16 protein-coding genes and 1 pseudogene are annotated in these 19212 nt (G+C 65.4%); 5 read left to right on the plus strand and 12 right to left on the minus strand.

The genetic code is table 11. From position 1 onward, the window contains the following. The first annotated feature begins 96 nt into the window (after positions 1-96). From FHW79_RS31350 to FHW79_RS31360, 3 genes and pseudogenes are all read left to right on the plus strand, one after another. On the plus strand, positions 97-555 hold the full coding sequence (locus FHW79_RS31350) for a cytochrome c (RefSeq protein ID WP_183182536.1): 459 nt from the start codon (positions 97-99) through the stop codon (positions 553-555). Between the two features lie 151 nt (positions 556-706). Next, positions 707-3109, plus strand: a complete 2403-nt coding sequence (locus FHW79_RS31355; protein ID WP_183182537.1) for a heavy metal translocating P-type ATPase — start codon at positions 707-709, stop codon at positions 3107-3109. An 88-nt stretch (positions 3110-3197) separates the two neighbouring features. Beyond that, positions 3198-4031: pseudogene (locus FHW79_RS31360) on the plus strand (transposase). 24 nt (positions 4032-4055) lie between these two features. Here the strand turns inward: FHW79_RS31360 and FHW79_RS31370 are convergent. The 3 genes from FHW79_RS31370 to FHW79_RS31380 are packed head-to-tail and all read right to left on the minus strand — an operon-like array spanning position 4056 to position 6439. Further along, entirely contained in the window at positions 4056-4676 is a 621-nt protein-coding gene (locus FHW79_RS31370) for a response regulator (RefSeq protein WP_183182539.1), read from the minus strand. Positions 4677-4698: 22 nt separating this feature from the next. Continuing rightward, positions 4699-5049 carry a response regulator gene (locus FHW79_RS31375; RefSeq protein ID WP_211108575.1) on the minus strand — a complete coding sequence of 117 codons (351 nt, stop codon included), beginning with the start codon at positions 5047-5049 and terminating at the stop codon, positions 4699-4701. 22 nt (positions 5050-5071) lie between these two features. Continuing rightward, positions 5072-6439 (minus strand): ATP-binding protein, encoded by a 1368-nt coding sequence (locus tag FHW79_RS31380; protein ID WP_183182541.1) that lies wholly within the window; start codon positions 6437-6439, stop codon positions 5072-5074. Positions 6440-6696: 257 nt separating this feature from the next. On the opposite strand from FHW79_RS31380, the gene FHW79_RS31385 reads away from it, so the two are divergent. Together FHW79_RS31385 and FHW79_RS31390 are read left to right on the plus strand one after the other, a co-directional pair. Next, positions 6697-7590, plus strand: a complete 894-nt coding sequence (locus tag FHW79_RS31385; RefSeq protein ID WP_183182542.1) for an AraC family transcriptional regulator — start codon at positions 6697-6699, stop codon at positions 7588-7590. Positions 7591-7694: 104 nt separating this feature from the next. Then, the gene (locus tag FHW79_RS31390) at positions 7695-10592 is read left to right on the plus strand and encodes a winged helix-turn-helix domain-containing protein (RefSeq protein ID WP_183182543.1); all 2898 of its coding nucleotides are present in this window, start codon (positions 7695-7697) and stop codon (positions 10590-10592) included. 101 nt (positions 10593-10693) lie between these two features. Here FHW79_RS31390 and FHW79_RS31395 read toward each other — a convergent pair whose 3' ends face one another. The 9 genes from FHW79_RS31395 to FHW79_RS31435 all read right to left on the minus strand — a co-directional run bounded on the left by FHW79_RS31395 (position 10694) and on the right by FHW79_RS31435 (position 18657). Continuing rightward, complete coding sequence (locus tag FHW79_RS31395; RefSeq protein ID WP_183182544.1) at positions 10694-11404, minus strand: glutamine amidotransferase; 711 nt, start codon at positions 11402-11404, stop codon at positions 10694-10696. Positions 11405-11545: 141 nt separating this feature from the next. Then, entirely contained in the window at positions 11546-12262 is a 717-nt protein-coding gene (locus tag FHW79_RS31400; protein WP_183182545.1) for a hypothetical protein, read from the minus strand. Positions 12263-12300: 38 nt separating this feature from the next. Further along, on the minus strand, positions 12301-12945 hold the full coding sequence (locus FHW79_RS31405; RefSeq protein WP_183182546.1) for a MarR family transcriptional regulator: 645 nt from the start codon (positions 12943-12945) through the stop codon (positions 12301-12303). Between the two features lie 130 nt (positions 12946-13075). Further along, entirely contained in the window at positions 13076-13873 is a 798-nt protein-coding gene (locus FHW79_RS31410) for an SDR family oxidoreductase (protein WP_183182547.1), read from the minus strand. 9 nt (positions 13874-13882) lie between these two features. Continuing rightward, entirely contained in the window at positions 13883-15337 is a 1455-nt protein-coding gene (locus FHW79_RS31415) for a catalase (protein WP_183182548.1), read from the minus strand. 28 nt (positions 15338-15365) lie between these two features. After that, entirely contained in the window at positions 15366-15923 is a 558-nt protein-coding gene (locus FHW79_RS31420; RefSeq protein ID WP_183182549.1) for a TlpA disulfide reductase family protein, read from the minus strand. Between the two features lie 111 nt (positions 15924-16034). Next, positions 16035-16982, minus strand: a complete 948-nt coding sequence (locus FHW79_RS31425) for an MBL fold metallo-hydrolase (protein WP_183182550.1) — start codon at positions 16980-16982, stop codon at positions 16035-16037. Between the two features lie 42 nt (positions 16983-17024). Continuing rightward, positions 17025-17855, minus strand: coding sequence for an alpha/beta hydrolase (locus FHW79_RS31430; protein ID WP_211108577.1), 831 nt, complete (start codon positions 17853-17855; stop codon positions 17025-17027). A gap of 238 nt (positions 17856-18093) precedes the next feature. Next, a complete protein-coding gene (locus FHW79_RS31435) occupies positions 18094-18657 on the minus strand; it encodes a cysteine hydrolase family protein (RefSeq protein WP_183182552.1) in 564 nt (187 codons plus the stop codon). Positions 18658-19212 lie beyond the last annotated feature (555 nt).

Here is a 19212-nt window from a genome sequence, read left to right on the forward strand (position 1 = left end):
TCCTGGCCCGACATCCTCTTTCCCCGCTGATCTGTGACCAGCGGAATATTTCATGAACCAGGATCACGTCGGAGGTGTCGTCACGCAACGCTTACGATGAAGGCGATGAAGATTGGCGTTGGCTTGGCCATGAGCGCGGCGATCGCGGTGGCTGGCGTCGTCCTGCTCGCTGGACCCAAGGCAGGCGCCGATCCAACCGACGCCGCCCAGGTTGCCCAGGGCAAGGCGGTCTACGCGGAGCGGTGCGCGTCGTGCCACGGCGCGCGGCTCGAAGGCCAGCCGGAGTGGCAAAGCCGCAGGCCGGACGGCCGTCTGCCCGCGCCGCCGCACGACGCCTCCGGGCACACGTGGCACCACCCCGACGCCGACCTCTTCAAAATCACCAAGCAAGGCGTCGTTGAATTTGCCCCGCCCGGCTACGAGAGCGACATGCCCGCCTTCGGCGGCGTGCTGAGCGATGCCGAGATCTGGGCGGTCCTGGCCTTCATCAAGAGCTCCTGGCCCGAGGAGATCCGTCGTCGCCACGCCGCCCTGAGCGAACGCGCGAGGAAATAAGGAGCGGACGCGAGCGGTCTGCACAACGCGCTTGACCTTCCAGTCATTGGAAGGCGGAGCCTCGGTTTCATGGATGCCATCGCACGCCGGTGCCGGGAAGCGCGAACGAACGCGGAGGCACCGACGCCTGCATGCGAAGGGAGAAGCGAACATGAACGACCAGCACCGCAGCCACGCACACCATCCTGACCACCACAGTCACGGTGGGCACGACCACCACGGCGGTCCCGACGACCGGCCAAAGGTGAAGGACCCCGTGTGCGGCATGATGGTCGATCCCGAGCGGACCGGGCACCAAGCCGGGCACGGGGGCCAGACCTTCCACTTCTGCTCGGCGCGCTGCCGGGAAAAGTTCGTCGCCGACCCGGAGCGGTACCTGAAGCCGGAGGCAAAGCCCGTCGCTCCCGAGAAGGCCGCCCAGGCGTCGCCGCAGACGGGCGTGATCTACACCTGCCCGATGCACCCGGAGATCCGCCAGGAGGGGCCGGGCAACTGCCCGATCTGCGGCATGGCCCTGGAGCCGGTCGGAGCCACCCTCGAGGAAGGGCCCAACCCGGAACTCGTCGACATGACGCGGCGGTTCTGGATCGGCTTGGTCCTGAGCGTGCCGCTGCTGGTGCTGGAGATGGGCGGCCACATCCCGGGGCTTGGGCTCCATGACGTGGTGCCGCCCCGCATCTCCGTCTGGGTGCAGTTCCTGTTGGCGACGCCGGTGGTGCTGTGGGCGGGCTGGCCGCTGCTGGAGCGCGGCTGGCGGTCGTTCGTGAACCGCAGCCTGAACATGTTCAACCTGATCGCGCTGGGCGTCGGGGTGGCCTACGTGTTCAGCCTGGTCGCGACGTTCCTGCCGGGCATCTTTCCGCCGAGCTTCCGAGGCATGGATGGCGTGGTGGCCGTCTACTACGAGGCGGCCGCCGTCATCACGGTGCTGGTGCTCCTCGGGCAGGTGCTCGAGCTCCGCGCCCGCGAGCAGACCGGCGGCGCCATCCGCGCGCTGCTCAACCTCGCGCCCAAGACGGCGCGGCGCATGCGGGGCGACGGCGAGGACGAGGAGGTGCCGCTTGAGGTGGTCCGGGTCGGCGACCGGCTGCGCGTCCGTCCCGGCGATGGGGTGCCGGTCGACGGCGAGGTCCTGGAGGGCCGCAGCCCCGTCGACGAGTCCATGGTCACCGGCGAGAGCATGCCGGTCGGGAAGGAGCCCGGCTCCAAGGTGATCGGCGGAACGGTGAACCAGACCGGTGCCTTGGTGATGCGCGCCGAGAAGGTTGGGTCCGACACCATGCTGTCGCGCATTGTCACCATGGTCGCCGAGGCCCAGCGCAGCCGGGCGCCCATCCAGCGCATGGCCGACGTGGTGTCCGGCACCTTCGTCCCGGCGGTAATCCTCGTGGCCGCCCTGGCCTTCGTCGCCTGGATGGTCTGGGGGCCGCAGCCCGCCTTCGCCTACGCGCTGATTGCGGCGGTCTCGGTGCTCATCATCGCCTGTCCTTGCGCGCTGGGGCTGGCGACGCCGATGTCGATCATGGTCGGTGTCGGCAAGGGAGCGACCGCGGGCGTCCTGATCAAGGACGCGGCGTCCCTGGAGCGGTTCGAGAAGGTCGACACGCTCGTCGTGGACAAGACCGGCACCCTGACCGAGGGCAAGCCAAAGGTGACCGCCGTGGTTCCGGCGCCGGGCATCGACGAGGCGGACCTTCTGACGCTGGCGGCGAGCCTGGAGCGGTCGAGCGAGCACCCGCTGGCGGCCGCCATCGTCGCCTCCGCCAAGGAACGGGGCCTGCCGCTGCGGGACGTCGCCGATTTCGGCTCCGTCACCGGCAAGGGCGTGGTCGGGACGGTCAAAGGGCGCACAGTGTCCCTCGGCAACGCCGCGATGATGCGGGACCAGGGGATTGCCTTGGGCGATGTGGAGGCGCGCGCGGAGGAACTACGGCGCGAGGGTGCCACCGCTCTCTTTGCCGCCATCGACGGCCAGCCCGGTGGCGTGATTGCGGTTGCCGACCCGATCAAGGCGACCACGGCGCACGCGCTGGAGACGCTCCGGAACGACGGCGTGCGGATCGTCATGCTGACCGGTGACAACCGGACCACGGCCGAAGCGGTGGCGCGCCGCCTGGGCATCGACGCGGTCGAGGCCGAGGTGCTGCCGGAGGACAAGAACCAGGTGGTGAAGCGGCTGAAGGCACAGGGCCGGGTGGTTGCGATGGCAGGGGACGGGGTGAACGACGCACCGGCGCTGGCCGAGGCCGACGTCGGCGTGGCGATGGGCACCGGCACCGAGGTCGCGATTCAGAGTGCCGGAGTGACGCTGGTGAAGGGGGATCTTGCGGGCATCGCACGGGCGCGGACGCTCAGCCGGGCGACGATGCGCAACATCCGGCAGAACCTGTTTCTGGCGTTCGTCTACAACGCGCTCGGCGTGCCGGTCGCGGCGGGTCTATTCTACCCACTGTTCGGGTGGACACTGTCGCCCATCGTCGCCGCGGCCGCAATGGCCCTGAGTTCGGTGTCCGTGGTTGGAAACGCGCTGCGGCTGCGATGGCTCAAACTGTAGAGAGGACCGGAGGGTGTGCTGAGAGCCCGTTTGGGAAAGAGGGTTTGCCTGTTTTCCGTGTTGAAACGGGCGAGAGGCGATGTGGACGATGGCGGTCGGCAGGCTTTTCGGGAGCGGCGCCGACCTGTGCTCGCAGCCGACTATCAGCCGCTTGGAAAACCTGCCCGGACCGGTGGCGCTCAAGCGCATGATGGCGGCCATGCTGTGGCTGTTCTGCGACAGCCTCGCCACGGCGCCGCGGCGCATCGTGCTGGACATCGACGACACCAAGGACCGCGTCCACGGCGCCCGGCAGCTCTCGCTGTTCCACGCCCATTACGACGGGCGCTGCTTCCTGCCGATGCACATCCACGAGGCGACGCTGGTGCTGCGCCATGTCGTGCGGGCCATCCGCGCCCGCTGGCCGCGCGTCGACATCCTGGTGCGCGGCGACAGCCATTACGGCCGTAACGAGGCGATGAGCTGGTACGAACGCAAGCGCGTCGGCTACGTCTTCGGCCTGGGCGGCAACACGGCCTTGCTCGGGTGGGGCACCGCCTCGGCCAAAGACGCCGCCATGGGCCGGCTTGCCGGCGAGGCGGACAAAGTTCGGCATCTCTTCGAATTCCGCTATGCCGCCCGTTCCTGGAAGGTGAAGCGCCGGGTCATCGCCCGGATCGAGGCGTCGGTCTAGGGCACCGACACCCGCTTCATCGTCGCCAACCTGACCGGCACGCCCAAGGCGCGGTACGAGACGATCTGCTGCGCCCGCGGCCAAATGAACCTGATCAAGGCGCACAAGTTGCACCTCGCCTCCAACCGCACCTCCTGCAGCAAGGCGACGGCCAACCAGTTCCGGCTGCTCATCCACACCCCGCGGGAGACGTTTATTTGGTCTGTCCCGACCTTCATAGCCTCCGATAAACCCGGTGCGGTTCACTAAGTTGACAGCACCTCTGAGATGGCCTCACCTTCGGCGGCGAGCGGATATCCCGAGTTGCTCGGCCATCCGCACGAGGTCGGGCAATGACCGGGCTCCCATCTTCTCCATAACATGACGCTTATGGACTTTTGCTGTTATTTCCGAAATACCAAGTTCCCCGGCGATCTGTTTGTTCATCAGACCACCGATGACGCATGCCATGACGTCGTGCTCGCGGTCCGTGAGGGACTCGCGGCGTGCGGCAAGATCATGGCGGGCGCGCTCAATGTCCAACGCCTCAGTGTCGGCCTTGATCGCACGATTGATCGCATCCAAAAGAAGCGATTCTTCGACTGGCTTGGTCAGGAACTCAATCGCGCCGCCGCGCATGGCCCGGACGGTCATGGGAATCGTGCCGTAACCAGTAAGGAAAATAATCGGCACAGAGCTGCCGGCGTCCCGCAGCGCCTCCTGCACGACAAGCCCGTTCTGATCCGCCAGCCTGACGTCGAGCAGGATGCAGCTTGGGGGGCGGATGAGCGTCTTCTCAGCAAGTCCATTGGCATCCGAATGTTCAACGGCGGTCAAGCCCGCAGCCCTGCAGAGCCTTGTCAGCGCTCTCCGCAGGGCCGGATCGTCATCGACGATGTGGACGGTCGGTTCCATGACCGGCATTAAATCATGATTTTTAGGGCGAACTGAACCGCGAAAGGTGAGTTTCCAGCAAGGTGGCGTCGAACGGTTTCGTGAGATAGGCCACAGCGCCCGCCGCTAACGCCCGCTGCCGGATCGCCTCGCTCGGGTATGCGGTCATGGCGACGACCGGAAGCGTGGGACAGCGCCCGGCCAGGGTCTGGATCAGTTCGATGCCATTGACTCCCGGCATCTGGAGATCGGCGAGCACACAGCAAAACCCTTTCAGCGTCGCGTGCGACAACATGGCTTCAGCACCCTCGAACGCCAAAGCCTCGTATCCGATCGATCGAACGAGTCGTCCCAACGCCGCTCGAATGAAGGGGTCGTCGTCGACGATTGCCACGATGTGTCCCACCCGGTTGCCGTCAACCATTGCTGAGCGGCAACGTGAAGTGAAAGGCCGCTCCGCCGCCCGCAGCCTCATCCACCCAGATGTCGCCTCCGTGCGCATCGAGGCAGTTGCGGCATATGGCCAGCCCCATTCCCATGCCGCTCCGCTTGGTCGAATGGAATGGCTCAAAGATTTGCGCCCGCCGGTCTGGCGCCACTCCCGGCCCGGTGTCGGTCACATCGACGGCGATCAATGTCCGCTCGACCCGGAGAGTCACTGTGATGTCCCGCCGACCGGGCCTGCCCGCCATCGCTTGCGCGGCGTTCAACATGAGGTTCACGAACACCTGCTGGATCTGCACGAGGTCAGCCATGGCGAGCGGAAGATCGTCCGCCGCCGCGAGATGAACGACGGCACCGAGGCTCCGCAACTCCGCTTCCACCAGCAGATTGGCGTTGCGGGCCGCCTGGACGACATCGACCGGAGCGAACGGCTCCGACGACTTGCTGAAATAGGAGGTGATGCGCAACACAACGTCCCGCGCACGCGTGGCCTGGGAGACAACGTCCCGGAGGGCGGCGGCCGCTTCCTCCATGTCGGGTTTGGCGAGGCGGAGCAGGCGCTGGGCCGCCTGCGCGTTCGCCAATATGGCGGCGAGGGGTGAATTGACTTCGTGTGCAATCGACGCGCTGAAGGCGTTGGCGGTCGATATCCGGGATGTTTTGGCGACCTCCGCCTGGGCGGAGGTCAGCCGGGCCTGGGCCTTCTTGTAGGCGGTGATGTCGATGGAGGTCACAACGATGTCCGAAAAGCCGGCGAGGTCCTGCGGCAGCATGGCGGTGAAGAGCGTGTCGATCTCGACTCCCGCCTCCGTCTTCACATGTGCTTCGGAGCGGAAAAAGCGGTCGCCACGGCTGAAGGCCACCAGCCATTGGACGAAGGTCTGGTCGGTTTCGGGAAGCAATCGGTCGAGCGGACCGACATAGGCGTCCTTTCCCGGTGCGCCGGTTTCTTCCAGTGTGAAGGCGTTCACGTCGCGGATGATCACGCGCGCCTTCAGCGCCCGAAGCTCGTCGGGGCGTTTGGCGAAATGACTTTCCAGATCGCTGACTCCGGCCCGGCGCAACGCCATGACGGCCTCGCCGGCAGCCGTCCAGTCCTCGCGCCACATCGAAACGCCAGCCCGTTCGAAGATCGCTTGGAATTGCTGCCGGCTGCGCAGCAAATCCCTTTTCAGCCTCATCACGCGCAGGGCGGCGAAAACGCCGGACAGGAGCGCGGCCATCCCCGTCAGGAGTGCGATCTCGCGATGCTCGGTCGACTGCCATGCAGAAACCACCGCCAGCATCGCCGGTGCGAAGACCAGCAGGGTGGAGACGGCAAGATCGCGGACGATGGCCATCCCTTGACCCGGTGCCTTGGCGGTCATCCAAGCGGGCAGAACGTCGGACTCCGGGGCAGCCTCCGCCGATGCTTCCGCTAGGCTTGGCCATCTGGTGAAGACTTGCCGCATCCCAATCGCCTCCAGGTGAGAAGCAGTAACAGCGCTCCGCCGCCATGTCCACGATACGCCTGTATAATGGCTGCGCGTGACCGGTGACCCTAGACTTCCACCGTGCATCCACACTGAAACGTCGCAAACGAACCCAGATTTCCGCCATGAATCTGCATAGGCACGGCGCATACAAATTCCCGAATGCAGGCCTGGGCGCGACATCGCTCGGCCGTGGCTGGAACGGAGTTGCTGCCGAGTTGCGCTCGCACCCGGCTGGCGAGTTGCCGGCGATTGTCCCGACCCAGATGGAGATCACGCTGGCGACACGCCGCAGTCCCGGTGCGTTCGTGAGGCGGAAGGGGGCCGGAGTCCGTCAACGCTCGGCCGTCGAGCAAGGCGCCATATGGTTATGCCCGGTCGGCGTCGGTGAGGACGAGATCAGCATTTCCGCACCGCTCGAAGAAATTCTGCACATTTATCTGCCGGCCAGTCGCTTCGACGCGCTGGCCGAACTCTACGCCGACAAGCGCATTCGCGCGGATGCGATCCGCTACCTCGCGGATTTGCGCGATCCGCTCATCTGGCAAATTGGCCTGTCGATCCGCGCGGAACTATTGCAGGAAACATCCGCCGGCCGGATGATGGTCGAATCCGCGGCGCTGGCGCTGATCGCGCGTCTGGCTCATGCTTACGGCCAGGATCGTCTGGAAGCCCTGGAAACCGGGCCCCAGGCCACCTGCCCCAAGCGGATCGCGCGGGCGATCGACTTCCTCCGCGACAACCTGGAGCGTGACATCTCGGTTTCCGAACTCGCCGCGGTGGCCTGCCTGAGCCCCTGCCACTTCGCGCGCATGTTCAAGCGTGCAACGGGCAAGACGCCCCATGGCTTCGTCAGCGCGGAACGCTTCGAACTGGCCCGAAGGCTTCTCAGCGATCGGGACATGCCGCTCGTCACCGTGGCCCATCGGTCGGGGTTCTCCAGCCAGGCGGCGTTCAGCACGGCTTTCAAACGGGTCATGGGCTGCACACCCGGAGCCTATCGCCATCGCCTCCCCTGAAAGACGGATGCGGCAGACTCGCGAAAAATTCCGGCAGCTTTGCGAAAGACCCGGAAGGGCAGGTCCTGCAAAAATGCTTCGTACCTCCCGATGAGGATAATCGCATGGCTGTGGAGCTTGAGTTCGGGCCCTTTACCGTCATACCCAGCCGGCGAACATTGCTGCGCGACCGGCGGGCGGTGCCGCTCGGCAGCCGTGCTGTCGACATCCTGATCCATCTCATCGCCCATGCGGGGGAAATTCGGACCAACAGTGAAATCGTGAAGCATGTCTGGCCCGACACCTTCGTGGACGAGGCCAATCTTCGGGTCCATATCTCGGTCATCCGACGAACCCTGGGCGATACGCAGCGCGATCCGCGCTTCATCGCAAACATTCCCGGCAGGGGCTATTCATTCATCTGTCCGGTCACCAAACGAGAAGTCGGGGAGGGGGCCGGTGAATCCCCGCGCTGTCTTGACGGATTGGGCCTCGGCACAGGTCGGATTTTCGGACGGGAGAGCGTGGTCAACACCATCGCCGCCCAGATCGACCGCTTCCGGCTTCTCACGATCGTCGGGCCGGGCGGCATAGGAAAAACGACCGTCGCCCGCGCGGTCGTGGCTCGTGATCGGTCCGAAGGGCTCGTCTTCTGGATAGACTTTTCGTCCGTGACCGGTGGGCATCTCGTCCCGACCGTGGTGGCGTCGGCGCTCGGCATCCTTTCACGAACCGACAACATCCTGCGCGAGATCGTCCTGCATCTTCGCACGCGGCCCGCCCTCATCGTCCTGGACAGCTGCGAGCATCTGGTTGGCAGCGTCGCGGAGTTCGTCGAAAGCCTGCTTGCGGAGGTCCCCGATCTTCGCATTCTCGCAACCAGCCGCGAACCGTTGAGGGCCGACGGCGAACGTGTGCACCGCATACCACCACTGGAGCTTCCGCCCGCGACGCTGTCCGCGCGCGAGGCAATGGCGTCACCCGCGGTCCAGCTCTTCGTGGAGCGCGCCGACGCCTGTCTCGGACATTACGAGCTGACCGACCAGGACACGCCCTATGTTACCCGTATTTGTGGACAGCTCGACGGTATAGCGCTTGCCATCGAGTTGGCCGCCGGTCGCCTTGAGACGATTGGAGTGCAGACCCTGGCCCAATCGCTTTCGGATTGCTTCCAAGTGTTGACCCGTGGCCGCCGCACCGCGCTGCCCCGTCATCAGACCTTGAGGGCAACACTCGACTGGAGCTACATGATCCTGCCGAAATCGGAACAGGCCGCTCTGGCGGAACTGTCGGTTTTCCGCGGCTGGTTCGGCAACGGGGCGGCGGCGGCTGTCCTGTCGGAGGGGCGCGTGGAGGATGTCCTTGCGTCGCTCGTCGCAAAGTCTCTCGTCACCGTTGACGCCTCATCCGGACCGACGCGGTACCGGCTTCTCGACACGACCAGACTCTACGCATCCGAAAAGCTCGTCGACATGGGGGATGCCGACGCTGCCTTGACGAGGCATGCCGGGCATCTGCTCGTCTTCTTCGAAGGTGCGGAAGACGAGCTCTACTCGGCACCGGTACCGGACTGGACGCGCGACTATGCTCAGCACACGAGCGATTTGCGGGCCGCGCTGGATTGGGCTTTCTCCAAACAGGGTGATCCTCTGCTGGGCGTAAGGCTCACCGTCGCTGCGTTGCCGTTTTTCTATCGTCTTTCGTTGCTCGACGAGTGCCTGGCTTGGGTGACCCATGCGATCACTTACCTGGACGCCCGGCCCCGCCTGGACGAGCGCAGCCGCATGAAACTCTACGCGGCGCTCGGCTGGCCCCAGATCTGCCCGACGGAAGCACCGGAACATGGCATCGCAGCGTGGTCGACGGCCTTGCGGATTGCCGAGGGCATGGATGACATCGATCATCAACTCCGAGCCACTTGGGCGCTTTGGGTCGATGCGATCAACCGCGCGCAGCCCTGCCTCGGATTGACCATCACGGAACGCTTTCGTGCCCTGGCCCCATCATCGTTCGATCCGGCCGATGCCATCATCGGAAAGAGGCTGTACGGCGCGACCCTCCACTGGCTCGGCCGCCACGCCGAAGCGCGCGATCAACTTCGGCAGATGCTGGATGAGTATGCGGAACCGCCGGGAGGTCGACATTCCGTACGCTTCCAGTTCGATCAGAATGTGACTGCCCGGATCATCTTGGCACGATCCACCTGGATGCTTGGACATGAAGAGGAGGCGCTGCGGGAGGTGGAGGACACGTTGGCTTACGCCAACAAAATTCAGCACGACATCTCCCTTGCCTGCGCCCTGGCGGAAGCGGCCTGCCCCCTCTCGCTGCTCGCAGGACGGGATGACCTTGCCAGACATTACACATCACTTCTCAAGGAACATACGAGAGCCTTGTCCCTTGACGTATGGAATTGTTATGCGGACTGCTTCGAGGCTGAAATCGCGCTTCGAAACGGGCGACCTGGAGATTGCGTGCGGCTTTTGAGCACAAGCCTGCCGGCCCTCCGCAAAGGTGGCTTCATTCTGTTTCAGACGTTCTTCCAATCCGTCGCCGCGCGTGCTCTCCATGAAATGGGGAATCTTGCGGAGGCATTGGAAGCAATCGACTCCGCGATTGCGCACTGCGCATCCTCCGGCGAACGATGGTGCCTTGCCGAACTCCATCGAGTGAAAGGCACGATCCTTCTCGATGACAAGCTGCCCGGCGCCAGGGACCGCGCGGACAGGAGCTTTCGACGGGCGCTCGCCGAAGCGCGCCGGGATGGCGCCGTCGCATGGGAACGTAGCGCGAATGCGGACCTGCTCGCGTTGTCCCCTCCCAGCCGGGTTTCGAGGACGGAGCGGAGGGAACCAGCCCCACTGGCGAAATGCGCCGCCCGGCTGACGTCCTCCATTCACGAACGGGAGGAATCGCTTCCGATCGGCAACCGGCTGCCGCCCATTGGTGTGGTGGTGGGGATGGCCTCCTGCCCGCCCGCGAGCTTCCCTCGACGGGTTCGGCAACCGACGCGGGCCCGCTGACCAGAGGTCGCGATACGGGCATGGGGGCAATGAGCGACGGCGGGCGGATTTGCGGATTGGATGATCGAGCGTCGGTCTCGCGCTTTGGCTCACCGTGGTCTTCAGGTCAGGGCCTCCAGATTGGCCAGCCACTCCGCGATCATCCTTTCGGATGCCTTGTGAAGCAATGGTCCATTGACGCGCGCGCCCTGCCGAAGGGCCGCGACATCAATTCTGGCGCTTGCCAGCTCGGCCGCATGGCCGACAAGCCACCGTTCGAACCGGTCGCCGCAATCCGCCTCGGGATGGAACTGCAACCCGAGAACCTCCCTTCCGAATGAGAAGGCCTGCTGTTCGATCAGGTCGCTCGATGCGAGGTTCGTCGCTCCGGCAGGAAGCGAATAGGTGTCGCCGTGCCAATGAAGCGGCGACGCTCCCTCCAGATGACGCAGCGGGCTCTCGCGTCCGGCCGCGGTAAGGGAGACCGCCTTGAAGCCGATTTCCTTGACCCCCGACGGGAAGACGCGCGCGCCGGAAGCGGCGGCGATAAGCTGCGCGCCGAGGCACACGCCAAGCAGCGGGCGCCGGGCCTCGAGCCTTGCGGCGACAAACGCCCGTTCCGGAGCCAGGAACGGATAGATCTTTTCCTCGTAGACACCGATGGGTCCGCCCAGGACGACGAGCAGATCGGGGGCCAGGGGATCACCTGGGGGAAAGCTCGAGTCCCCGACGTCGGCGTATCGGATGTCGTAGCCCGCCTGCCGGATGGGCGAAGCAAAGGAGCCGAGATCCTCGAAATGGACGTGCCGAAGCACGAGCGCGGTCTTTGTCATGGCATGCCTCGTCCTGCCGTCCACGGCGCGATTGCGCTCGGAACGGAAATGCGGATAGTGGGGTTGCCTTCGTCTCTCCATTTGCCTGGAGGAAGAAGCAGGCCGGTCCGCCGATGGCAGTCGGCGGACCGGCGCCTCATCTCACTTGCCGGGCACGACCTTGCCGGGGAGGCTGAGATTGCCCGACGCGACCTTGAACACGTTGTCGACGCAAAGCAGCGGCGAATGCAGGTTGCCGTTCACCTTGAGCCCGGCGGTGACGCCGTCGAACGACGCGCCCTGGATGCCGCCGAGCAGGGACAGCGGGATCGCAACCTCGACCGCGTCCCCCTTGAACGCCGTCGGATAGTCCGGACTGTCGATCAGCAGCGGGACCTTCGGCCAAGTCGGCGGAACCCTGGGCTTCTGGCCCTCCGGAATGTCGGTGACCTTCAGTCCGCCGTTGCAGGCCTTGTCCTCGTTCAGGACAACCCAGTGCGGATGCCAGACGTCGCGGTTCCGTCCGCCATAGGCGGCGTCGTCGAAATCCGGATGGAAGGTGACGGCGAGGGCGACGATGCCCTGGTCCTTTTCAAAGCCGATTTCGTCGCTGTTCAGCGAGGTCGGCCAGACATAGGCATAGACGGCGGAGCCTTCGAACTTGCCCGTGGCGGCGGGCTTGTCGGACCCGGCCGCACCACGCACGCGCGTCGTGAAGACGGCGGTGTCATTCTTCGTGACGATGGCCGTCTCGACGATGTCGAAGGACGCCATCACGGCCTCGACCGGCTTGGCTTCGATCGGGTGCGCGTGGGCCGCGCCGAGCCAGGACGACACCGTTCCGGCGACGATCGCGCCGGTTAAGAGCTTTGCGAGCATGTATGTGTCTCTCTTTCTTCCTTGCCTGGAGGGTCGAGCTATCCTTTGTGAAACACGCCCCAAGTGGCAGCTTGGAGCGAAGGATCGGCTGTCGCATGGTCACGGCATTCGATGCGGATATCCCGCGGGCCGAAGGCCGCATCCACGAAGGCGCAGTGATGCGGATTCGCCGCATCGGCATGGGCGTGGGGCCGAAAATGGCGGCAACTCACGCACATGCGCTGGATCGGTATCGCGCCGGCGTCCTGGAGCCGCTTGATCATCGTGACCAGGGTCATCAGAAGATGTTCCTTGTCCGCGTCCGAAAGCATGCCCGTCGCATGCTCCACCTCGCCGGACACCGCGTCGCCGAGCGCGAGCGCCGCGCTTCCCGCCTCGGTCAGGCAGACATGGACGGCGCGCCTGTCGGTCTCCGAGGGGCGCTTGACGACCAAGGCCTTGCGTTCCAGCGCGGCGATGGAATCCGTCGTGGTCGGCTGCGAGACGCCGAGTTGAAAGGCGATGTCCTTGACGGTGAGCCCGGCGGCGCGGCCTGCGAGGCATTCAAGAATCGCATGCTGCGTCGGGTTGAGGCCTGCGGCCCTGGCGCGCACCCAATCCTCCGAACGGAAGACCGAGACCAGCCGCGAAAGGCCTTCGCGGATGCGGTGTTCAATCGCTGTCGGTGTCTTGGGCGTCTCCATGACCAAAACATATACATAGGAGTCCTATATATCAAGCGAAATCCGCGCCGGATGGACCATCCCGAAAGACACCGATCATTCGCCGCAGCCGATCCATGGCTTCCTGCCCGCGGCACGACGCCCGGCCCGATCAGCCGGGACCTCCCCCAGCCGCGTATCTGGCCGCAGGATGGCGCAGCGACAGATGCGGAGCCAGGCTTGCTCTCGCCTTTTCCAGGTCGGACCACAGCCGGACATCCGCCAGCGACGGAATGGTGACGACTTCGCCATGGTCGAAGCCGGCGAGCGCCGCGTCGACCATGTCCCCGGCATCCATGATCATCTCCGGCGGGATCGCCTCGATGTCGACGCCCGCGCGTTCGAAAAGCTCGGTCCGCGTGAAGCCCGGCAGCACCGCCTGCACCCGCACGCCGTAGGGCTCCAATTCCGCAGCGATCGCTTGGGTGAAAGCGAGAACGAAGGCTTTGCCGGCGCCGTAGGTCGCGTTGAATCGTTCGGGCATCAGGGCAACGACCGACGCGATGTTGATGATCGCCCCCCGGCGGCGGCTCGCGAACGCCTGTGCGGCGTCGACGGTGAGCGTGTGCAGAACGTTGACATTCAGGGTGAGCATGCTTTCGAGCCCGGTCCGCTCGGACTGGAGCACCGGCCCCTTTGCCCCGACCCCGGCGCAGTTGACGAGGATGGAATGCGCCTCGTCGCTGCGCAGCATCGCCGACACCCGATCGCGACCGTCGTCACGGCTGAGGTCCGCGGACAAGGCCGTGACCGCGATGCCATACCGACCCGACAGCCGTTCCGCGAGTGCCTCCAGCCGGGCCTGATCGCGCGCGACGACCACGAGGTTGTGGCCCCGCCGCGCGAGCCGCTCCGCATAGACCGCGCCGATGCCGGATGAGGCCCCTGTGACGATCGCCGTTTCCTTCATTCCCGTCTCCTATTCCGCTGCCTGCCGGGCTGCGAGCCCGAGCGCCGCCGCGACGCCCGCGCCATAGGCGGGGTCGGCCTTCGTGCAGTTTTCGACATGCCGCTGCTGGATATGAAGCGCCGCCTTGCCAAGGGAGCGGGCCGTGTTCTCGAACAGGGCCTGCCGTTGCGCCGGTTCCATCAGACGAAACAGGTTGCCCGGCTGGTCCCAATGGTCATCGGCGAGGCGGTGATCCCAATGGGCCGCCGGTCCGTCCAGCGGCAGGGGCGGTTCCCCGGCATCCGGGCGGTCAGGCCAATCACCCCGGCTGTTGGGCGCATAAGCCGGCGTGGCGCCCAGATTGCCGTCGGTGCGCATGGCGCCGTCGCGGTGGTAGCTGTGGAAAGGGCACTTCGGCGCGTTGACGGGGATGTGGCCGAAGTTCACACCCAGCCGGTAGCGCTGGGCGTCGCCATAGGAGAAGAGCCGCGCCTGCAGCATGCGGTCCGGAGAGAAGCCGATGCCGGGGACGATGTTGGCGGGGGAGAAGGCCGCCTGCTCCACCTCGGCGAAGACGTTTTCCGGATTGCGGTTCAGTTCCAGCACGCCGACCTCGATCAGCGGGTGGTCGGCGTGCGGCCAGACCTTGGTCAGGTCGAACGGGTCGTGGCGGTGGGTGGCCGCCTCGGCCTCCGTCATCACCTGGATGGCCAAGGTCCAGCGCGGGAAATCACCCGCCTCGATGCGGTCGAACAGGTCGCGCTGGTGGGTTTCGCGGTCTCGGCCGATGGCGGCCTCGGCCTCCGCGTCCGTCAGGTTTTCAATGCCCTGCCGGCTGCGGAAATGGAACTTCACCCACACCCGCTCATGGGCGGCGTTCGTCATGCTGAAGGTGTGGCTGCCGAAACCGTGCATGTGGCGGTAGGAGGACGGGATGCCCCGGTCGGACATGACGATGGTCACCTGGTGCAGCGCCTCGGGCAGCAGGGTCCAGAAATCCCAGTTGTTGTCCGCGTTGCGCATGCCGGTGCGCGGATCACGCTTGACGGCATGGTTCAGATCGGGGAAGCGCAACGGGTCGCGGAAGAAGAAGACGGGCGTGTTGTTGCCGACGATGTCCCAATTCCCCTCCTCGGTGTAGAACTTGACGGCAAAGCCACGGATGTCGCGCTCGGCGTCGGCGGCCCCACGCTCCCCGGCGACCGTGGAGAAGCGCACGAAGACGGGAGTCCGCTTCCCGATCCCGGCAAAAATCCTGGCCTTGCTGTAGCGGGTGACGTCGCCGGTCACCGTGAAGACGCCATGGGCGCCGGAGCCTTTGGCATGCATGCGCCGTTCAGGGATGACCTCCCGGTCGAAGTGGGCGAGCTTCTCGATCAGCCAGATGTCTTGCAGCAGCACCGGCCCCCGGCGGCCTGCGGTCTGGATGTTCAGGTTGTCGGCGACCGGAGCGCCATTGGCATGGGTCAGGGTCGGCTTGGTCATGGCGCAGGCTCCGTGAGCTGGGGGTGTGTCAGGGGGCGCGACAGAAATCGCCGATACAGCCATCGGACGGCGCCGTGGCAGCGAAGGCGGTCGCGATGGGCATGTCCTCGGGCATGTCCTCCGCCAGAGCGGCGGCGATCAGGGCGCCCAGGGCCATGTCGTCTTCCTGCCCGAATCCATGGTGGCGGATGCGGCCGTCGCGGCCGACAAGGATCGACGACGGTGTTCCACGCAGGCCCAGCCGGCGCATGGTTTCGGGGGTCCCCATGGACGCGCCCGGCTGGTCCACGGCAATGGGCATGGTCAGGCGGAATTCGTGAAGGTAGGCTTCCAGAGCGACCGGCCCCATGGCCTCGTGATGCTCGAACACCGTGTGCAGACCGATCACTTGAAGATCGCTGCTGCGGAACATCGCGTGCGCCTTCTGCGCCTGCGGTGTGCCGTGGACGACGCAGCCGGGACACAGCATCTGGAATGCATGGATGAACACCGGCCGGCCACGCAGGCCGGCCAGGGTCAGAGGCTCGGGCGTGTTGAACCAGCGGGAAACCGCCAGTTCCGGAGCGGGGGAATCTTCGGTTGGCATCGCGGAACTCCATCGGCACGCGGATTGGGTGCTGAACCGGTGTTCAAAGCCTTGGGGATCGCTGATGCGACGGCGCTGCCGGGCGCTGCCGCTGGTCTTCGAGGACGCCGTTCAGGTCAGGGCGACGTGCCGATAGGCGGCGCCGTGCCGTTCGGCGACGGCGAGGCCCGGGCTGGTCCAGTGATAACCCAGCATCCGCAGCTTTTCCGCCGCCGCCCGCTCGATCAGGCGGGTGCGTGTGGCGATGCCCTGATCCTGGTCGGTGTCGAAGCCGAAGCGCCAGCCCGGATGTTCGAACGATGCGACCACGTTCGTGATGGCGTCGCCCGTTATCAGAAGACCGTCGCCGCCCATAAGCTCCAGGGAGATGTGGCCCGGCGTGTGCCCCGGCGTGGCCAGCACGCGCAGGCCGGACACCAGCTCGTCCCCGTCCCGCATACGGACCAGCCGCTCCGCCAGGGCGCCCAGGTCGCGACGGGCTCCCGGCACGAGGCCGCGCAATCCCGGATGATGGGCGGGCGGCTCCCGACCCATCCAGAAATCCCACTCCGCCGCGGCCACATGATGGGTGGCGTTGGGAAAGGACAGGGTGCCGCCCGGCCGGAGGACGCCGCCGGCATGGTCGGGATGGGCATGGGTCAGCACGACGTGGGTGATGGCTGCGGGGTCGACGCCGGCGGCCAGCAGATTGTCCCACAGCCGCCCGGCCGAGGGCTGGAACGTGTTTCCCGACCCCGTATCGACAAGGATCAGCGCCTCGCCAGCCCGGATCAGAGGAATGTTGACGGGAATGTCGGCCGCTCCCTGCCGTCCGCCAAGCCGCCGGATGATGTCGGCTCGCTCGGCCGGGCTGGCGTCGGGTGCGATGACCTCGTCCGGCAGGGTGATGAAGCCGTCGCTGAAGACATCGATCTGGAACCCGCCGCACCCGAACCGGTGCGGCGGGGCCGCCAAGGTCCGCCCGGCGGCCAGCAGGCCGGTTGCCAGAGCGGCGGCTCCCGCCAGGAAGGGACGCCGGGCAATCGCGAACGGTTCCGGTCGGTCGGTCGGGTGGACCATGGCAGCCTCCGTCATAGCAGGGGTGGACAGGTTCCGACGGCATCAATCCTGGAAGAAGGCCAGCAGGTCGGCATTCACCACATCCGCACGGGTGGTGGCCATGCCATGGTCGAAGCCTTCGTAAACCTTCAGGGTGCCCTGCTTCAGCAGCTTGATGCCGAGCATCGCCGAGTCCGCGATGGGCACGATCTGGTCGTCGTCGCCGTGCATCAGCAGCACGGGCACGGTGATCGCCTTGAGATCCTCCGTGAAGTCGGTTTCGGAGAAGGCCTTGATGCAATCATACTGGGCCTTGATTCCGCCCATCATGCCTTGCCGCCACCAGTTGTCGACGATCCCCTGGGAGACCGCGGCGCCCGGCCGATTGAAGCCGTAGAATGGGCCGGCGGGCACGTCGCGGTAGAACTGGGCACGGTTTGCGGCCACTTGGGCGCGGAACCCGTCGAACAGTTCCAGCGGCAGGCCGCCGGGATTTTTGTCCGACCTGACCATCACGGGCGGCACGGCGCCGATCAGCACGGCCTTGCTCACGCGGCCGGGCTCGGCCCGCGCCACATACCGGGCCACCTCGCCGCCCCCCGTGGAATGACCGACATGGATCGCCTTCTTCAGGTCCAGCGCGGCGACCAACGCCTTCACGTCCTCGGCGTAGGTGTCCATCTCGTTGCCGGCGGCCGTCTGGGTGGAGCGGCCATGACCGCGCCGGTCATGGGCGATGACGCGGTAGCCTTTCGACAGGAAGAACAGCATCTGGTTGTCCCAGTCATCGGCCGACAGTGGCCAGCCATGATGGAAGACGACGGCCTGTGCCTCGCGCGGCCCCCAATCCTTGTAGTGGATTTCGGTGCCATCCTTGGTCTTGATGGTACCCATGGCATGGTCTCCTTCATTGTGAGTTCCGCCGATGGCCGGCGTGACGGGGAGAAGGGCTGCTGCGAAGAAGCCGAAAGCGGACAGACTGATGCCTCCGGCCAGGACGTCGCGGCGGGTCGCGCCTGAGACGGCGCGTGTCACGATGCTGTTCATGATGCAGGCTCCTATTGTCCGACTTGTCCGACATCGGCAGTGGCGCTGCTCCTGGGAGGGCTACCGATGGAACGTCAGCGCAGGGTCAGCGCACGGCGGTGCCCATGCTCAGATATTCGTCTGTGGACATCAGCGTGGCATAGGCGAAGCCCAGGGCCGCCATGAAAGCGGTGTGGGCGTGGGCTGCCGGCACCGTGACGCCGCCGAAGGCCAAGTCACGGGATGCGCAGGCATCATGGACGACGGTGACCCGATAGCCGAAATCCGCCGCGGCACGAGTGCAGGCGTCCACGCACATGTGGCTCATGGCGCCGCAGATCACCACCTCCTCGGCGTCCCAACCATCCAGCAGACTTTTAAGTTCAGTGCCGCGAAAGGAGTTGATGTGATGCTTCAGCACCACCGGTTCCTCCGGCTGGTTGGCGACGACGGAATGGATTTCCGCGCCTTTGGAACCAGGTGCGAAGAATGGGGCGTCGTCCGTGGGAAACTCGTGCCGGATATGGACGACGGGTTCATTGGCTTCACGGGCTGCGGCAATCAGCCGAGCGGCGTTCGCCGCAGCGGCCTCAACGCCGCTCAGGGTCCATTTTCCTCCGGGGAAGTAATCGTTCTGCAGGTCAATGACGATGAGGGCGCGCTTTGTCATTGTCGACATCCTGATCCACAGTGTGAATGACCAGTCGGATCATGCCACGGAGGTGAATTTCTCCTATGTAAACTGGTGTAAATATTTGTAAATTGTTGCGGATCTGCCAAAGAACTGCGGAAAGACGCCCTCTTGGCGCTCGTTATATTGATCAAAAAATTGATCTCTCGCACAATCTTGGCGCGATGTATATGGATTGCCTTCTATTCCAGCGATTGAGGCCTGTTAAAAGAAGGGTTAGGCGCAGTGTCGAGCCGGTTCTACGGCATTGTCACGGGAACAGAGTGGGCGTGCATTGGGCGGCCTACGATGCGGCGCTTTGCCGGTGCGGTGACTTGGCGGTGTGGGTGACGGCGGATGGTTTGACGATGTCCATATTTGGACTATATAGTCCAAATATGGACAAGGAGGGAACGCCGCCATGCCTGCTCGTACCCACCGCATCACCGCATCAAGCCCTGGAAGGCTTCCGCTCCTCCAGCCTGACCGGTTCGCCCCGACCAAACGCCGACAACTCAGCGGACCGGCCCTGCGGACCTTTCTGAGCATTGCCGA

It is taken from the genome of Azospirillum sp. OGB3 (assembly GCF_014192915.1).
Lineage (GTDB): Bacteria > Pseudomonadota > Alphaproteobacteria > Azospirillales > Azospirillaceae > Azospirillum.